This window comes from Synechococcus sp. MIT S9452 (assembly GCF_047304245.1).
Classification (GTDB): domain Bacteria; phylum Cyanobacteriota; class Cyanobacteriia; order PCC-6307; family Cyanobiaceae; genus RCC307.
In genome coordinates, this window is sequence record NZ_CP138956.1 from 713,086 (window position 1) to 728,377 (window position 15,292).

The following is a 15,292-nucleotide window of genomic DNA, read 5'->3' on the forward strand; positions in this document are numbered from 1 at the left end:
GTGCCCTGTGAAGCTGCTCGTGGTGCTCACCACTGAAGCCAACCAAGCCAAGGCCGAAGCCCTAGCCGCCCAACTGTTGGAGCAACACCTGGCAGCCTGCATCGCCTTGCAGCCGCAGCAATCGCTCTATCACTGGCAGGGCGGCATCGAGCAGGGCAGTGAAGTGCAGCTCGTGATCAAGACCAATGCCAAGCGGCTGGAAGCGCTGAAAATCAAGCTGCATCAGCTGCACAGCTACGACGTGCCCGAGTGGATTGTGCTTCCAGGCGAATGTTCAGCGGCCTACGGCAGCTGGCTGAGCAGCAGCCTCAACCAGCCAGAGCCGGGAGATGCTTCTGCACCAACTCTTTGAGTGAAACCTGGGGCCTCGGGCCCATCTGCGTCACCACTTGACCGGCACAAAGCGAGGCGATTTGGCCGCATTGATCGGCTGCCAGGCCCTGGGTGTAGCCGTATAGAAAGCCCGCGGCGTAGGTATCACCGGCACCGGTGGTGTCGCGCAAGTCGCCCAACTGGAAGGGGGCAATGGTGTGGGTGGTCTCACCCTCCAGCACCCATGAACCCTGCTCGCTGCGCGTTAGGCACGCGAGGCGGCAGTGCTGGCGCACCTGCTTGGCGGCCTCTTCAAAGCTGGAGGACTGATAGAGGCTGATGATCTCGGCTTCGTTGGCAAACAGGATGTCGACATGGTTTTCCACCAGGTCGCGGAAGCTGTCGCGGTGGCGATCAACGCAGAAGGGATCCGACAGGCTCAGGGCTACTTCACCGCCATTGGCTTTGACCTCCGAAGCAGCTGCCACAAAGGCGCGTTTGGCCTCTTCGGCATCCCAGAGGTAGCCCTCGAGGTAGAGCACCTTGGCGCGGCGCACCATCGACAGATCGATGTCGTTGGGATCGAGGTGCACCGACGCCCCCAAGAACGTGTTCATGGTGCGCTGCGCATCCGGGGTGACGAGGATCATGCAGCGGGCTGTCGACGGACCGCTCTCCGCGGCAGGGGTATCGAACAGGCAACCGGTGGCGCGCAAATCGTGGGCAAAGATGCTGCCCAATTGGTCGTTGCGCACGCGGCCAATGAAACCAGCGCTGCCGCCCAACTGAGCGATGGCAGCCATGGTGTTGGCCACCGAGCCGCCGGAGGTCTCAACGCCCGGGCCCATGGCGCCATAGAGGGCTTCGGCTTGCTGCTCATCGACCAGGGCCATGGTGCCCTTGGTCAGGCCTTGGCTGCCGAGAAAAGCGTCGTCACTCTCCGAGAGCACATCAACGATGGCGTTGCCAATGCCAACGACATCGAGAGTTGAAGGGGTGGAGGTCATGCGCTGAGGAGTGCTCGTTTGGGGCCGTGGATGGGATCTTCCACCACGATGGTTTGGTCGCGGCTGGCGCCCAACGAGACGATCGCGATGGGCACCTCCATCAGATCAGCCAAAAAGCGCAAGTACGACATCGCCTTATCCGGCAAATCATCAAGGCTGCGGCAATCCGCAGTGGAGGTTTGCCAGCCAGGCAGGGTCTCAAACACCGGCTTGCAACGGGCGAACTCCGAGGCGCTGCTGGGGAAGTGATTCACCTGCTGACCATCGAGCTCATAGGCCACACAGACCTGGATTTCATCGAGCTCATCGAGCACATCCAGCTTGGTGATGGCCAGGCAATCGAGGCCATTGACCTCCACCGCATAGCGGCCGATCACACCGTCAAACCAGCCGCAGCGGCGGCGGCGACCGGTGGTGGTGCCGTACTCGCCGCCGCGATCACAGAGGTGGTCCGAAAGGCTGCCCTCAAGCTCAGTGGGGAAAGGCCCCTCCCCAACGCGGGTGGTGTAGGCCTTGGCAACACCGATGACCCGGTCGATCAGGGTTGGGCCAACACCGGCGCCAATGCAGGCACCACCTGCCACAGGGTTGGAGGAGGTCACATAGGGGTAGGTGCCGTGATCGAGATCCAGCAGGGTGCCTTGGGCGCCTTCAAACAGGATGTTTTTGCGGGCACGGGCCGCGTCATGGATGGCGCGAGTGCAATCCACCACATGGCTTGAGAGGCGGCGGCCGTAGTCGGCGTATTCGGCAATCACCTCCTCGGCATCGAGGGGCTCAAGGCCATACAGCTTCTGCAGCAGCTGGTTTTTCGCCGCGATCGGCCCCTGCAGTCGCTCGCGCAGATGCTGCTCATCGAGCAGATCGATCATGCGCAAACCGCTGCGCTCGGCCTTATCGGAATAGGTGGGGCCGATGCCACGGCCGGTGGTGCCAATGCGCTGGTTGCCGCGCTGTTGCTCCATCGCCTGATCGAGCAGGCGGTGATACGGGAGCGTCACATGGGCGGTGGAGGCCACCTTCAAGCCGCTGGCATCAATGTCATTGCTGGCCAGCATCTCCAGCTCGCCCAGCAACACCTTGGGATCCACCACCGTGCCGGATCCAATCAGGCAGGTGGTATCGGGATAAAGGATTCCAGAGGGGATCAAGTGCAGCTTGAGCACTTGACCATCGACAACGATGGTGTGCCCAGCGTTGACACCACCCTGATAACGCACGACAACGTCGGCAGAGCGGCTGAGCAGATCGGTGATCTTTCCCTTGCCCTCGTCACCCCATTGAGCACCGATGACGACAACGTTGGCCAAAGCAAGGGCGACTCAGGGCCGCAATCCGAACAATCCGCGATTTTTTCAGATCAAGCACCCCTGCGTCAAAAAATCAGCTGCCGCGAACGACGCTGAGCTCAGCCTTGTGGAGTTCCTTTTCCAGGCGGGCGCGCAGGTCGTCCGACAGCGGGCGATTGTTGTAGCTGGCGTAGTGACCAGCCAGGGAGTTCAAGGCCGTCTGCATCGTCGTGAAGGAGGCCAAGCCGTTCACGCGGCTGTTGGGCCGGTACAGGGAGATGTACTCGTTAATCAGGTCGCGCGCTTGCTGCTGCTGCTCGCTGCTGGCTTGGCCGTCCTCTGGAGCGATGGTGCTCAGCAGGCTTTTGGCCACGCTGACGGTGTCATCCACATAGGAGCCGGTGAGGCCTGAGGGGGTGCCCCCGCAAGCGCTCAAGCCGAACACCAAGGCCAACACCAAAAGCAGCTGAAGGCCGGCACGCACCAGCTGTTGGCCGAAGCCCCGCAACGCAGCAAACACAGAGAAAGGCCGGCAGATTGAGCAGGACTTTAAGGGGTGCGCCAGGCCGGCGGCAGGGCAGTGCTGCAGTGCTTGGCCAGCAGCTGTTGCGTCCAAGCGGGCGGCCGATCGCGATCCTGCCCCGACCAACTGCGCTCCAACGAGGGGTCGCGGCGGTTGAGGCCCAGCAAGGCATCGCGCTGGCGAATGCGGGTCAGGCTGACAACGCTGTTTTGTGGTTGCTGGTCATCGCATTGCAGCTCCACCACCAAGGTCATCGCTTCACTGGGGCTGCGCTCTAAGCGCACAGGGATGCTCAGCTGACGCACGCCGCCGGGGAGCGTCAGCTCGCTCTCAGCAGGGCTGATCTCCAACCGTCGTTCGGCGGCGATCGGAGGCGGCGGGGGAGCATCACGGCACCCCACCATCACAGCCGCGAGGGCAGCAGCAGCCAAGCAACGTCTCATCACAACCCCTGACGTTGGTGCTGCAGGGTCTCAAGCAACTGAGCGACCAGGTCCTGGTGGGGACCCTCCTGCTTCTCGCCACTGCAGCGCTCCACCAGCTCCACCTGACCATTGGCAGCGCCGCGGCCCACCACCAGGCGCCAGGGAATACCGATGAGTTCGGCGTCTTTGAATTTCACGCCGGCCCGCTCATTGCGGTCATCGAGCAGCACATCAACGCCAGCCTGCTGCAACTGCCCATACAAGGATTCGGCTAACTCCACCTGCTGCGCTTCTTTGCTGCTGGCAATCACGATCACCACTTCAAACGGTGCGATGGGCACAGGCCAGACCATGCCAGCGGAATCGTGGTGCTGCTCAACGGCGGCTTGGGCCAAGCGCGACACGCCTATGCCATAGCAACCCATCCACAGCGGGGCGTCTTGCCCCTGCTCATTGGCAAAGGTGGCGCCGAGGGCCTCGGAGTACTTGAGCCCCAGCTGAAAGATGTGGCCCACTTCAATGCCGCGGCGCGCCTGCAGCTGCTGGCTGGGGTCATGGCAACAGCGATCCCCAGGCAGAGCGGCGCGCAGCTCGACGCGCTGGGGGCTAGCCATGCCTGGCTCGCTCCAACTGGCAGCGATGCGATGGACATTGGGTCGGTTGGCTCCGCAAATGAACAAGGGCAAATCCAGGGCCGTTGGATCGCCCAAGCGCAAAAAGCTGCTCTCCAACTTGTTGCTGCCCTGCAACACCGCATCACTGAGATCAGGTCCGAGGTAGCCAAAGGCAGGCACGTGTTCAGCCGCCAGATGCTTGGCCTCCAACGGCTCAATACCTAAGAGAGCCCCCCAGGCCTGGCCGTGCTGCTGATTGAGCCAATTGGCCAGCTTCACCTCATTGAGCTGTTGATCGCCGCGCAGGGAAATCAGTAGGGCCTGCTGGCGCCCTTGCTCAAAGCGCGCCACCAACAGGATCACCTTGATCAGCTGAGAGCCATGCCAGCCCTGGGCCTCCACCAAGGCATCAATACTGGTTTGCCCGGGGGTCTCCACCTCAGCGGCTGTCACGCTTTCCAGGGGCACCGGCTCAGCCGGCAGGGATTCGGCCCGCTCTTGGTTGGCTGCATAGGAGCCATCGGCACTGCTGAGAATGAGGTCTTCGCCGGCTTCAGCGGTGACCATGAACTCCTGGCTGGCGGAACCACCAATGGCCCCGCTATCGGCTTGAACGGCCACAGCCTGGAGACCGCAGCGGGAAAAGATGCGCCGGTAGGCCTGATCCATGGCGGCGTAGCCGCGGCCGAGATCCTCAGCGCTGGCATGGAAGGAATAGGCATCTTTCATGATGAATTCGCGTCCACGCATCAAGCCAAAGCGCGGGCGGATTTCATCTCTGAATTTCGTTTGTATTTGATAGAGGTTGACGGGCAGCTGGCGATAGGAGCGCAACAGGTCGGCAGCCAGCGCCGTAATCACCTCTTCATGGGTGGGACCAAGCCCCAGCTCTCGGTCCTGGCGATCCTGCAGGTGAAACATGATTCCTTCACCAGCGGTGTAGCCCGACCAGCGACCACTGCGCTGCCACAGCTCAGCGGGTTGCAACTGGGGCAGCAGGGTCTCCAGGGCACCGGCGGCATCCATCTCTTGGCGAACGATCGCCGAGACCTTGCGCAGCACGCGCCACATCAAAGGCAGATAGGCGTAAATCCCTGAGGCCACACGGCGGATGTAGCCGCCACGCAATAGCAGTTTGTGGGAGGGAATTTCCGCTTCTGCCGGGTCATCGCGCAGCGTCACCAACAACAGGGCGGAGACGCGCATCGCTTGCAGCAGAACAGGTGGCGGAACCTATCACCGAGGCATTGAAGACGAAGAAAGTAAATTGAGTCTCATGGGGACGATTCAGCAACCTCCACAGGCTGAGAATTATTTATGCCCCAGAGGAAAACATCTGCTAGGGTCTGGCCATTCCAGCTCGTCCAATCGCCGTCTCATGGTTGCCATGCCTCCTGCGGGATATGCCGGAACTGAATCTGAGGCATCCGTAAACCCTTCCGGCGAAAGCGCTGAGGGCTTAATTGGTATCGATGAAGTTCAGCGAGCGTTGAACCGTTCCCGCGCATCTGTATACCGCTACACAAATACTGACCCGCGCAATCTCAACCCTCCGTTTAACCCTAGAAAGCTCAATCCTGAGTACAGAAGCGATCAAAAAGACCCACTGATGTTTCACCCAAATGAGGTGGCTCGTTTTGCTCGTGACGTGCTTCGCATTAAAGAAGTCACTGTTGAAGTTCTCAACTCCCCCTACTCAGCCACTCAGCAGCTGCTGAGCACCATCCTTGAGGAGCTCCGTGAGATCCGCGGCCTGCTTGCCTCCTCCGGCGTTGAGCCTGCAGCTGATCTCAGCTCTCGCCTGGCAGCTTCCGAGCAAAAGCGCTCAGCGGCCTGACGACAGATCTGTTCAGCGGTGGCATGATATGGGCGACCCCGGTTGGTTTCGTTCCTGCCGCGTCTCAACACTGCGTTGAGCGGGTTGTTCCCGTTTCGCCTTTATGACTCCTGCCCTGATCCAGTCGCCCAGCGACACTGGCACCGAGACAGGTAACAGTTCTGACGACCCTCACAGTCGAGGGATTCGTCCCGTTGATCAACTCACAGGCTTAGCCATTGGTCTTGCCGCACTCCTGTTGCCTCTGAGTGTGGTGTTGGCTGATTCTTTGTTGCCGATCAACCCAGCACCAACGCCAAGCTGGACAGGATCCCTTCTCCGTCAATCCTGACTTCGAGCCGAGATGGACCTGAGTGCCATTCCCGCGCAGCCGAGCATCGGCTTACTCCACGTGGTGGTTGAAGTCCCAGCGGGTGGGCGCAATAAATACGAATACCTGCCAGCCCCCGGACTGATGGGGCTCGATCGGGTGCTGCATCCCTCGGTGCAATACCCCTTTGATTACGGCTTTGTTCCCAACACCCTGGCGGACGATGGCTCACCGCTCGACGCCATGGTGGTGATGGAAGAGCCCACCTTCCCGGGTTGCCTGATTTTGACCCGACCCATCGGGATGTTGGAGGTGATTGATAACGGGCGCTTTGATGCCAAGATCCTTTGCGTGCCGGCCAATGATCCCCATCTCGATCGGATGAGCAACCTGGGGCAGATTTCAGCCCAACAGCTCGAAGACATTGCCGAGTTCTTCCGCACCCACCGCGGCTTGGATGGCCGCATGACAGAAATTCAAGGCTGGAGTGAAGGCTTACCGGTTTTTGAGCACATCAAACGCTGCATCACGGCCGCTTCTGAACCACCACCCCCTCCACCTGAAGGGCCTGATAAAACCGCAGAGGATCACTAAAGCCAGCGGCTGCCAGCAGGGCAGAGCGGCGCGCTTCACCGATGAGATGCAACGGAGCCTCCGGTGTCACCGCTTGGGCATTGGCATCACCCTGGAATCGCTTCAAGGCAGCCTGAAACTGCTGAGTGGTGCCGCTCGCCATACCACCAAAGCCCGCCAACACATCCACCAACACCAGCGGAGCACCGGGCTGCAGCAGACGGGCCAAAGCGCTTAAAAACGCGAGCTTGGCCCCATCATCTGGTAGCTCTTGCAGCACCAACACAGCGATGGCGGCGCCATAGCTGGCCTCACCAGGGAGATCTTCGACGCGGCTGTCCACCCAGCGCACCTGCTTAGCCGCAGTCCCCAAACGGCGCCTGGCTTCATCGAGCAGCGAGGCTGCCGGGTCAACCCCCGTTAGGGCCCAATCCGGACGCAGGCCCTGGGCTTCACGCAATTCCGCGCCGGTGCCGCATCCCACCACCAATACCTGGGACCCCGAAGGCTGCAGCGAGGGATAGCCCGCCAACAGCGAGACCGACAACCTGGCCAGGCTCGAATAGCCAGGGATTTGCTGCCGCGCGAGGGCGTCAAAATCAGCTTGACGACTGGAAAGCTCCATGACCTCATGTTAGGCAGCACATCATTTCGGACCCCAATCCGCAAATCCCCCCCTTTAAGCGGTTAAGTTGGTCGGCGCCTAAACACCGACCGTCGTGCCCACCATCCGTTTTGAGCAGGAAGGCCAGCAGGTCGGTTGCATCGAAGGAGCCAACCTGCGCAAGGCTGCCCTCGATGCGGGTGTGAATCCATATGGTGGTCTCAACAACCTGAACAACTGCGGCGGTGTTGGCCAGTGCGGCACCTGCGTAATGGAAGTAGTGGAAGGAATGGAGAACCTCTCCCCCCGCTCCGATGTTGAAGAGGTTTATCTGGCGGACCGCCCAGCGACATTCCGGATGAGCTGCCGCACCAGCGTCAACGGTGACGTCACCCGTGCGCACCAAGCCCAATGACGCCGTTGGCAAAGGCTCCAACAGCTTGGTGGGCGCCCTTAAAGCTCTGCTCCCCATCGGCCGCCGCTGATCTTTAAGCGGTTATGGCCCTCAAACAACTCGATGCTTTCTTAAAGCACGCTCGCGCCCAGCCCGAGCTGGCCGATGCACTTCGTCAGCCCCTGAGCTTGGAGGATTTCCTGCAGCTCGCCAAAGGGGCTGGCTTCAGTTTGTCTGAGCAGGATGTCTTTGAAGCGCAAGCCCGGGCCGATAGCGAGCGCAGCGACGCTGAGCTGCAAGCGCAAGCCGGGGAAGAAGCCAGGCGGATGCGCTCTTTTATTCCAGGCTGAGATTTGCCCCTAGGGTGAGCCTGCTTCAACCAACAGCTTTGAACGGGGCCAAAAAACGCACGAAATCGGCCAAGAGTTGGGGGTTCTGGCGCAGCTTGGTGGTCACCCTGGCGGTGGCCCTTGGAGTTCGTCATTTCATCATCGAGGCGCGCTACATCCCGTCCGGCTCAATGCTGCCGGGCCTGCAGCTGCAAGACCGGCTGCTGGTGGAGAAACTCACGTACCGCACCCGTCAGCCCAAACGCGGCGAAATCGTGGTGTTTCGTGCACCCCAATCCTTTGACCCAGCCCTGAAGCAGGACTACGCCGCCAGCCCGTTGCGCTGTTTCATCGCCACCTTGCCAATCATTGGCGGCATTCCTGGTGTGCAACAGCCGGCCTGCGAGGCCTTCATCAAACGGGTGGTGGCCATCCCTGGAGACAAGGTGGAGGTAGACCCCAGCGGCCATCTCAAGATCAATGGCAAGGCTGTCAAAGAGCCCTACGTCACCCGCTATTGCCCCACAGGCAACGGCCAGGGTTGCAGGCCGCTGCGGGCTGTGGTGCCGCCGAAGTCCGTTCTGGTGCTCGGCGACAACCGGGCCAACAGCTGGGATGGCCGCTTTTGGCCAGGCACCCATTTCGTCCCTGACAACCAAATCATTGGCCGCGCCTTTTTCCGCTTCTGGCCGTTAGGCAGCGTCGGCTCCTTGGTCAGCCCTGATCCAACGACCACTGGCCAGCCGGCAACAACCCCGAAGCCAACAGCTGCCCCTTAAGCGCCTGGGCTGGCAACGGCCCATTGGCGGCCAAACTGCCGGCGCGGGGTTGATGGGGCTGCTCTGGATCAAACAGCAGCCAGCGCTGAGTGCCGCTTTGCAGTGATTCCGGCTCTTGGCCAAGAAACGCCGAAGGACCCCAGCTCAGGGCTTGCCACAGCTCGCTGGGCTGCCAGCCATCACCAGCCACCAACGCCTGCCACAACGCTGGCAGCACCGGCTGATACCCAGCCACACCAGGCCTGCGCTGATCCAGCGGCAGCATCTGCTCTTCCCGATCGATCGGGCTGTGGTGCACCGAGACCGCCTGCACCACCCCGGCGCGCAAGCCGGCGCGCAAGGCAACCCGATCGCTGGCTGAGCCCAACACCGGGGTGATCGCCCAGCCAGGGGCCAAAGGATCCAAGGTGCTGTGATCCTGCAGCAGATGCCACCAGCACACACTGGCCTTGGGCCGCACTGGGTGCTGACGCAGTTGCTCCACAGCCTGGGCTGTGGAGAGGTTGAGCAGCCGCAATTGAGGGGCGCGGCTGGCCAAGGCCAACAAGCTCTGCAACGGCATCAACTCGCTGGCCAACGGCTCCGGGGGCCAGCCGAGACGCAAGGTGTCGACGCCTTCGCGCACCAGGCCCGATTGCGCCAATGATGGATCGCGCGGTGCCACCAGCAGGGGCAGATCATCGGCATCACCCAACAGCAACACCCGCTCCAGCAGGGCTAATGGCGGGATCGACTCGCCATCACAGAAGCCAACGGCTCCGGCCTGGTGCAGATCCGCCAGCGGAGCGAGATGGCTGCCCGAGCCAGCAGAGCTGATCGCCCCCCAGAGCAGCAACTGCAGCGGCTCAGACCAACGCAATTGCAGCGCTTCTGGCCGGTCGCGCCATTCGCTGGCCTCCGGCAACAAGGCAACAGTGCCGTAGCCGGCAGCTGCTGATTCAGCCGCCAGGGACTCCAACGTGTCCGCCAGGCCGCTGAAAGGATCAAGCAGATGGCTATGAGGATCCACCAACACCGGCGCCAACAGCGCCGCAGGCGGGGCATCGCTGCACTGGGTGGCGCCATCAACCCCCGCTTCAGCCGCCTCACCCCAAGCCAACAGCGACTGGCCTTCCAATAGAGCCGAGGTGCGCTGCAAGGGAACGCCTGGCCCCTCCAGCAGCTGCACTCCCCGCAGAAGACGTTTCAAAGAGCCCCGGCCGCCGTGCGATCCAACACGCCTCCAAGATGGCTGGTGAGATTGAGGCTGGCCACTACAGCCTCTCCCTGAGCCCCAGCGCCGTAGTCGATCACGCTCACACCGCCATTGCCCTGTTTGACCGCCCAGATGTCGGCGGGACCAAGGCCGAGTAGATGGCAAAGGATCGTTTTATTGACCGCGTCGTGGGCCACCACCAGCGCCGTTTCCCCATCGCCGAGGCCCGCCACGATGCGGGCAAAGGCCTGCACCGAGCGGTCCCACACCTGCTGAATCGTTTCGCCTCCCTCGCCGGGCATTTCCACGGTGTGGGGAAGGCTCTGCCACGCATCCAATAAATCCGGCCAGCCGGCGCGAATCTCCTCTTCCAGGCATCCTTCCCAGGCTCCATGGCCGATCTCCACCAGCCCAGGGCAGCTGGTCATCGGCACTGGAGCGCCCTGCAACTTCAAAATCGCCTCAGCGGTCTGACGCGGACGCGACATGGAGCTGGTGTAGGCGCGATCGAGCGCCACCGTCTTGAGAAACTCGCCGGCCGCATGGGCCTGGGCATGGCCCTGCTCATTGAGGGGAATATCGATCTGGCCTTGAAAGCGCCCTTGCCGGTTCCAGTGGGTTTCGCCGTGGCGCACCAGCAGCACACGCGGACCTGAGCTGCGCCTGGGCAAGGCCTCACCGAGATGGGAGACGGTGTTCAGCGACTCAATTTGCACCTGTCCGCCAGGACGCAGGTTGAGCACCGACAGCGAGGCGTTGTTGATCCGGTAGCGATTGAAGTGCTCAGCCGGCAGACCTAGGGCCGCCAACAACAGGCAGCGCAAGATGCCGTTGTGGGCCACCACCAGCACGCTGTGGTCTTCCTCGGCGGGGAAGCGTTGCAGCAACTCCTGCCAAAAGGCTTCGGCCTGCTGCCGCAGTTCCCGCACGGGGTAATAGGAGCTGCCATCGGCGCGCTGCAGCTGCAGTTCGGCAGGCGCTTGCCGCCAGTTCAACTCCTGCTGGGGATCTTTTTGGGCCACCTCAGCGCGGGCCAGGCCACTCCAAGGGGTGAGGTCGATCTCCAGCAACTGCTCAGTGCTGGTGGCCTTGAGGCCTTGGCCTTGCTCCTGCAGGGCGAGCTCAGCGGTCAACTGGGCGCGCTGCAGCGGCGAGCAAAACGCCGCGGTGAGGGGAATATCGCGCAGGGCACGGCCCACCTGACGGGCCTGCTCCTGGCCTGGATCGCTCAGCTTGGAGGCATCTTCGCGGCCTTGAATCCGGCCCTCCAAGTTGAAGCTGCTGAGGCCGTGCCGCACCAGCAAGATCCGCGTCGCCAAGGGCCCTGACTCAGTTCGGGGCGCATCGTACGCACCACCCTTGCGCTCACCAGTGACAATGCCTTGCAGTGACTGAGCCCCGGTGCCAAGCAGGGAACCAACCAGGCGATCGACCCCATGGCTGACCTTGCTGGCTTTGCTGAGCTTTGCGATCGCCGCCTTGATCTGGGGTGTGTCCTTGGCGCAAAGCGTCGAGCGCCCTTCTGTGGGCAATGCCCTTGAGCAACGTCAGCTGGAGCTCGAAGTGCTCGCCAGCCGTCAAGGCGATTCAGCCCAAGCGGCGGAAGAAAAGTTGCTGCAAGCCCTGCAGCAGAGCTCCGAAGCCGGCAGCAGCGACAGCCTGATCGCTCAGGCCTTACTGGAGCAGAGCCTCGAACAAAACGAGCCATCCCGCCGGCATCTGACAACGGTGCTGCAAAGCGGCCCTGCCGATCTGCAGCCCCTCGCCGCAGCCCTGCTTGAGCCCGAGAAGCACGCAGACGCATTGCCCCCTCTGCCGCAACGTCCCCTCTACCGGCTCTTGAGCTGCGACGCCCTGGGCCGCCCCAGCCAGGACTGCGTGGCAGGCGACGTGATCGAGCAAGCCCAATGGCGGCTGAGCTTGCTCAACCTGCTCCCCCTCTCCGGTGTGCTGTTCGGAATCGTGCTGCTGCTGCAGCTGATCTGGCAGTCCTGGCGCGGCAACGCCAACCCGCCGCCACCACTGCGCGGCCCGGAGCTCAATCTCACCGAGGTGGTGCTGATCATTGCTGGCGGTTTTGTTGTGCTCGGCGGGGTGGTGACACCCCTGCTGGCCCTACCGGCCCTTGGCGGCCTGCTGGCACCGTTGAGCCTGACCCCAGCCCTACGGGCCGCCACCGAGGTTTTGATCCTCTACAGCCTCTCCGCCCTGCCGGCGGTGCTGGTGCTAGCCCTGTTGCTGCGCGGCCTACCGGCCGGCGAAGCCCGCTGGCTGCAGTGGCGAGCGAGCTGGCTGAACTGGCCGCAAGCCGGGCGAGGTCTGCTGATGAGCTTGCCGGTCGTGGCCCTCAGCGGCTGGTTGGTGGAGCGCTTCTGGCCCAATGCAGGGGGCAGCAATCCCTTGTTAGAGGAAGTGCTCAATGGCCGCAGCAGCTTGGCTTTGCTGATGCTGGCTTTCACCGCCACCGTGCTGGCTCCTCTCTTTGAAGAGCTGCTCTTTCGCGGGGTATTGCTGCCTGTTGTGGGTGCCCGTTGGGGCATTGCCGCCGGCATCGGTGTCAGCGCCCTGGTATTCGCCCTGGCCCACCTCAGCCTCAGCGAAGCCCCACCACTGCTAGCCCTTGGCATTGGCCTGGGTTGGTTGCGCTGGAGCAGTGGCCGCTTGCTGAGCACGGTGGTGATGCACGGCCTCTGGAACGGCCTCACCTTTTTCAACCTGGTGCTGCTGGGCAGTTGAGCCTTGCCGGGCCCAAATCCAGGTGGTTCACTGGCGCATTACGGCCTGGTGCGCTCGATGGTGGCTGTTCCCCTTCCAGAACAACGAAGGGTTAGTGGCTCAAGGCGCAGCCAGGTGGCGCAACGCAAAGTTCAGCGCCAAAAGCGTTCACTCGAACTGCTGCAAGGTGCGCTCTCAACGCACCGCATGGCGCGCCAAGCGCCGTGGCTGGCCAACCTTCATCGCATCACCGATGGCGCCTTGTTGGCCACCGGCGTTGCGGCCCTGGCCATGGCTGGTCTGACCCTGCACTGGCAAGGACGCTGGGGCGGTGATTTCCGCCAGCTGCAACGGGCCCAAGCGCTTGAACACCGGCTCATGGAAAGCCAATCAGCCCTGGAGCAGCACTACCTGCGTCGCGCCAAACGTCCAGGAGCTCTGGTGGCCACCAGCAGCCAAGATCTGGTGTTCCTGCCCAGCCCACCACCTGTGGCGAGCGCGTCAGTCAAGCCATCACAGGGGCTGAAGCTCAACTGGATCGCGGCTGGTTACTGAGGGTGTCTCGAACGCGCGTGGCCAGTCGCAAACGCACAGGGCGGGTCCTGAAACTCCATCCTGTGCCCTCCAGTCGCTTGATCACGGTGGTGTTGCTGCTGTGCAGCGCCTTGGGCGGATTGGGTATGCGGCTGGCTTGGTTGCAGCTGGTGGCTGGCGAGCAACTGGAAAGCCGCGCTCGCCAAGCCCAAACCGAACGCCGCATTCCGCTTGGTCGCCGCCGCACGATTGTGGATCGACAAGGCCGGCTTCTAGCCATCGATGAAGAGCGGGTGACGGTGTGGGCCCACCCCCGCTACTTCCGCTGGCCCGGCGATGAAGCTGAGCAACGGCGCAGCCCGCGCGAGGTGGCTGAAAAGCTGGCTCCGATCCTGGGCGTGAGTGCAGGCAGCCTCAGTGAGCGCATGGGCCAGCACCGCTCCGGCGTACGGCTGGCGAGCAACCTGGAGCCATCCACCGCAGCACGGCTCAAAGCGCTCAACATCGATGGCATTGATTTCGAGCACGGACCGCAAAGGATCTATCCCCAAGGCGACCTCTTCGCCAATGTGCTCGGGTTCCTCAACCTGGAGCGCTCCCCGCAAGCCGGGCTTGAACTGAGCCTGGATGAGAAATTGCGCAGCCAAGAGCTGAAGCTCGGCATCCGCCGCAGCGCTGACGGCACCCCCCTCCCCGATGGCATCGGCGCCGGCAGCATGCACCGCGATGACCTGCGGCTGCAGCTCACCCTCGACACGCGCCTGCAACGGGTGGCCCAGCTGGAGTTGCTGCGTCAAGTCGAGAAATGGAACGCCAGACGAGGGGCTGCCCTGGTGATGGATGCCCGCAACGGCGAGCTACTGGCGTTGGCCTCGGTTCCCACCTATGACCCCAACCGGTTTTGGAAGTTCAAGCCGGGCTTGTTTCGCGAATGGGCTGTGCAAGATCTCTATGAGCCCGGCTCCACCTTCAAGCCCATCAACCTGGCGATCGCGCTGCAAGCCAAAGCGCTCACCAGCAGCAGCACCATCGACGACAAGGGCTCCCTCACGATCAGCGGCTGGCCCATCCACAACCACGACAAAAAAGCCCACGGCCGCATTGATCTAGCCACGGTTTTGCAGGTCTCCAGCAATGTCGGCATGGTTCAGGCCATGCAGCGGATGGATAGCCGCAACTACTGGCAGTGGCTCAACAAACTGGAGCTCAACAACGCCCCTGACACCGATCTGCCAGGTGCCGTCAGCGGCCAACTCAAATCGCTGGACACCTTCACGGCTAATGCGATCGAACCGGCTACGGCCTCTTTTGGTCAGGGCCTTGCCCTGACACCGCTGAAGTTGCTGCAACTGCACGGGATGCTCTCCAATGGCGGCCGTTTGGTCAGCCCCCACATCACCCGCGGTCTGCGCAGCGGCACTGAGCTGTCTGGCTCCAGCCACCTGAGCGGACGGCAACTGCTGGATCCAAAGGTCAGCCAACAGGTGCTGGTTTGGATGGAAAGCGTGGTGGAAGAGGGCAGTGGCCAGGTGGCGCGCATTCCCGGTTACCGCATTGGCGGCAAGACCGGCACCGCACAAAAAGCCGCCAACGGCATTTACATCCCTGGAGCCCTGATCACCAGCTTTGTGGCCCACCTGCCCGTGGACGATCCCCGCTTTGTGGTGCTGGTGGTGGTGGATGAGCCACAAGGGGAGCATGTTTACGGCTCAACCGTGGCAGCGCCGGTGGCCCGCAGCATCATCGAAGCCCTGCTGGTGATTGAGCAGATTCCACCGTCTAAAGCAGTTGCTAAAGCCTTAAGGACAACTTGATCTGACCGCGTCTGTGATCGCTACGTTGACGACATCCG

General features: G+C 62.5%; 16 protein-coding genes and 1 pseudogene. 9 read left to right on the top strand and 8 right to left on the bottom strand.

Annotation, left to right across the window (positions count from 1 at the left end; all coding sequences use genetic code 11):
• Positions 1-7: 7 nt before the first annotated feature.
• Entirely contained in the window at positions 8-352 is a 345-nt protein-coding gene (gene cutA / locus SIB46_RS03885; protein WP_413297238.1) for a divalent-cation tolerance protein CutA, read from the top strand.
• Here cutA and SIB46_RS03890 read toward each other — a convergent pair.
• The 5 genes from SIB46_RS03890 to SIB46_RS03910 all read right to left on the bottom strand — a co-directional run bounded on the left by SIB46_RS03890 (position 309) and on the right by SIB46_RS03910 (position 5,376).
• The gene (locus SIB46_RS03890; RefSeq protein WP_413297239.1) at positions 309-1,319 is read right to left on the bottom strand and encodes an adenosine kinase; all 1,011 of its coding nucleotides are present in this window, start codon (positions 1,317-1,319) and stop codon (positions 309-311) included. The genes cutA and SIB46_RS03890 overlap by 44 nt on opposite strands.
• Positions 1,316-2,629 (bottom strand): adenylosuccinate synthase, encoded by a 1,314-nt coding sequence (locus tag SIB46_RS03895; RefSeq protein WP_413297240.1) that lies wholly within the window; start codon positions 2,627-2,629, stop codon positions 1,316-1,318. The genes SIB46_RS03890 and SIB46_RS03895 overlap by 4 nt, the downstream gene beginning before the upstream one ends.
• 73 nt (positions 2,630-2,702) lie before the next feature.
• The gene (psb27, locus tag SIB46_RS03900; RefSeq protein ID WP_413297241.1) at positions 2,703-3,128 is read right to left on the bottom strand and encodes a photosystem II protein Psb27; all 426 of its coding nucleotides are present in this window, start codon (positions 3,126-3,128) and stop codon (positions 2,703-2,705) included.
• A gap of 29 nt (positions 3,129-3,157) precedes the next feature.
• Positions 3,158-3,562: a hypothetical protein gene (locus tag SIB46_RS03905; RefSeq protein WP_413297242.1), complete on the bottom strand. Its 405-nt coding sequence runs from the start codon at positions 3,560-3,562 to the stop codon at positions 3,158-3,160.
• Positions 3,563-3,573: 11 nt separating this feature from the next.
• Positions 3,574-5,376, bottom strand: coding sequence for a proline--tRNA ligase (locus tag SIB46_RS03910; RefSeq protein WP_413297243.1), 1,803 nt, complete (start codon positions 5,374-5,376; stop codon positions 3,574-3,576).
• Positions 5,377-5,548: 172 nt separating this feature from the next.
• Between SIB46_RS03910 and SIB46_RS03915 the strand changes: the two genes are divergently transcribed.
• Complete coding sequence (locus SIB46_RS03915; RefSeq protein WP_413297244.1) at positions 5,549-6,007, top strand: hypothetical protein; 459 nt, start codon at positions 5,549-5,551, stop codon at positions 6,005-6,007.
• A 343-nt stretch (positions 6,008-6,350) separates the two neighbouring features.
• A complete protein-coding gene (locus tag SIB46_RS03920) occupies positions 6,351-6,911 on the top strand; it encodes an inorganic diphosphatase (protein WP_413297245.1) in 561 nt (186 codons plus the stop codon).
• On the opposite strand, the gene SIB46_RS03925 is transcribed toward SIB46_RS03920, so the two are convergent.
• Complete coding sequence (locus SIB46_RS03925; protein WP_413297246.1) at positions 6,844-7,515, bottom strand: class I SAM-dependent methyltransferase; 672 nt, start codon at positions 7,513-7,515, stop codon at positions 6,844-6,846. The genes SIB46_RS03920 and SIB46_RS03925 overlap by 68 nt on opposite strands.
• A 94-nt stretch (positions 7,516-7,609) precedes the next feature.
• On the opposite strand from SIB46_RS03925, the pseudogene SIB46_RS03930 reads away from it, so the two are divergent.
• The 3 genes and pseudogenes from SIB46_RS03930 to lepB all read left to right on the top strand — a co-directional run bounded on the left by SIB46_RS03930 (position 7,610) and on the right by lepB (position 8,996).
• Positions 7,610-7,979 (top strand): annotated as a pseudogene (locus tag SIB46_RS03930) (2Fe-2S iron-sulfur cluster-binding protein).
• Positions 7,980-7,992: 13 nt separating this feature from the next.
• On the top strand, positions 7,993-8,238 hold the full coding sequence (locus SIB46_RS03935; RefSeq protein WP_413297247.1) for a Nif11-like leader peptide family RiPP precursor: 246 nt from the start codon (positions 7,993-7,995) through the stop codon (positions 8,236-8,238).
• A 38-nt stretch (positions 8,239-8,276) separates the two neighbouring features.
• Entirely contained in the window at positions 8,277-8,996 is a 720-nt protein-coding gene (lepB, locus tag SIB46_RS03940) for a signal peptidase I (RefSeq protein ID WP_413297248.1), read from the top strand.
• Here lepB and SIB46_RS03945 read toward each other — a convergent pair.
• Both SIB46_RS03945 and SIB46_RS03950 read right to left on the bottom strand, forming a co-directional pair.
• Positions 8,932-10,185 (bottom strand): dihydroorotase, encoded by a 1,254-nt coding sequence (locus SIB46_RS03945; protein ID WP_413297249.1) that lies wholly within the window; start codon positions 10,183-10,185, stop codon positions 8,932-8,934. The two genes, lepB and SIB46_RS03945, sit on opposite strands and share 65 nt — an antisense overlap.
• Positions 10,182-11,510: a histidine phosphatase family protein gene (locus tag SIB46_RS03950; protein ID WP_413297250.1), complete on the bottom strand. Its 1,329-nt coding sequence runs from the start codon at positions 11,508-11,510 to the stop codon at positions 10,182-10,184. The genes SIB46_RS03945 and SIB46_RS03950 overlap by 4 nt, the downstream gene beginning before the upstream one ends.
• A 127-nt stretch (positions 11,511-11,637) precedes the next feature.
• Here SIB46_RS03950 and SIB46_RS03955 point away from each other — a divergent pair, with 127 nt between their 5' ends.
• The 3 genes from SIB46_RS03955 to SIB46_RS03965 are packed head-to-tail and all read left to right on the top strand — an operon-like array spanning position 11,638 to position 15,254.
• Complete coding sequence (locus SIB46_RS03955) at positions 11,638-12,927, top strand: CPBP family intramembrane glutamic endopeptidase (RefSeq protein ID WP_413297251.1); 1,290 nt, start codon at positions 11,638-11,640, stop codon at positions 12,925-12,927.
• A 3-nt stretch (positions 12,928-12,930) separates the two neighbouring features.
• Complete coding sequence (locus SIB46_RS03960) at positions 12,931-13,461, top strand: hypothetical protein (RefSeq protein ID WP_413297252.1); 531 nt, start codon at positions 12,931-12,933, stop codon at positions 13,459-13,461.
• Positions 13,462-13,463: 2 nt separating this feature from the next.
• A complete protein-coding gene (locus tag SIB46_RS03965) occupies positions 13,464-15,254 on the top strand; it encodes a peptidoglycan D,D-transpeptidase FtsI family protein (protein ID WP_413297253.1) in 1,791 nt (596 codons plus the stop codon).
• Positions 15,255-15,292: the final 38 nt, after the last annotated feature.

Coding starts and splice junctions, on each gene's coding strand:
- SIB46_RS03910 (WP_413297243.1), bottom strand. CDS start 5,376: ATGCGCGTCTCCGCCCTGTTGTTGGTGACGCTGCGCGATGACCCGGCA.
- SIB46_RS03915 (WP_413297244.1), top strand. CDS start 5,549: ATGGTTGCCATGCCTCCTGCGGGATATGCCGGAACTGAATCTGAGGCA.
- SIB46_RS03920 (WP_413297245.1), top strand. CDS start 6,351: ATGGACCTGAGTGCCATTCCCGCGCAGCCGAGCATCGGCTTACTCCAC.
- SIB46_RS03890 (WP_413297239.1), bottom strand. CDS start 1,319: ATGACCTCCACCCCTTCAACTCTCGATGTCGTTGGCATTGGCAACGCC.
- SIB46_RS03935 (WP_413297247.1), top strand. CDS start 7,993: ATGGCCCTCAAACAACTCGATGCTTTCTTAAAGCACGCTCGCGCCCAG.
- SIB46_RS03925 (WP_413297246.1), bottom strand. CDS start 7,515: ATGGAGCTTTCCAGTCGTCAAGCTGATTTTGACGCCCTCGCGCGGCAG.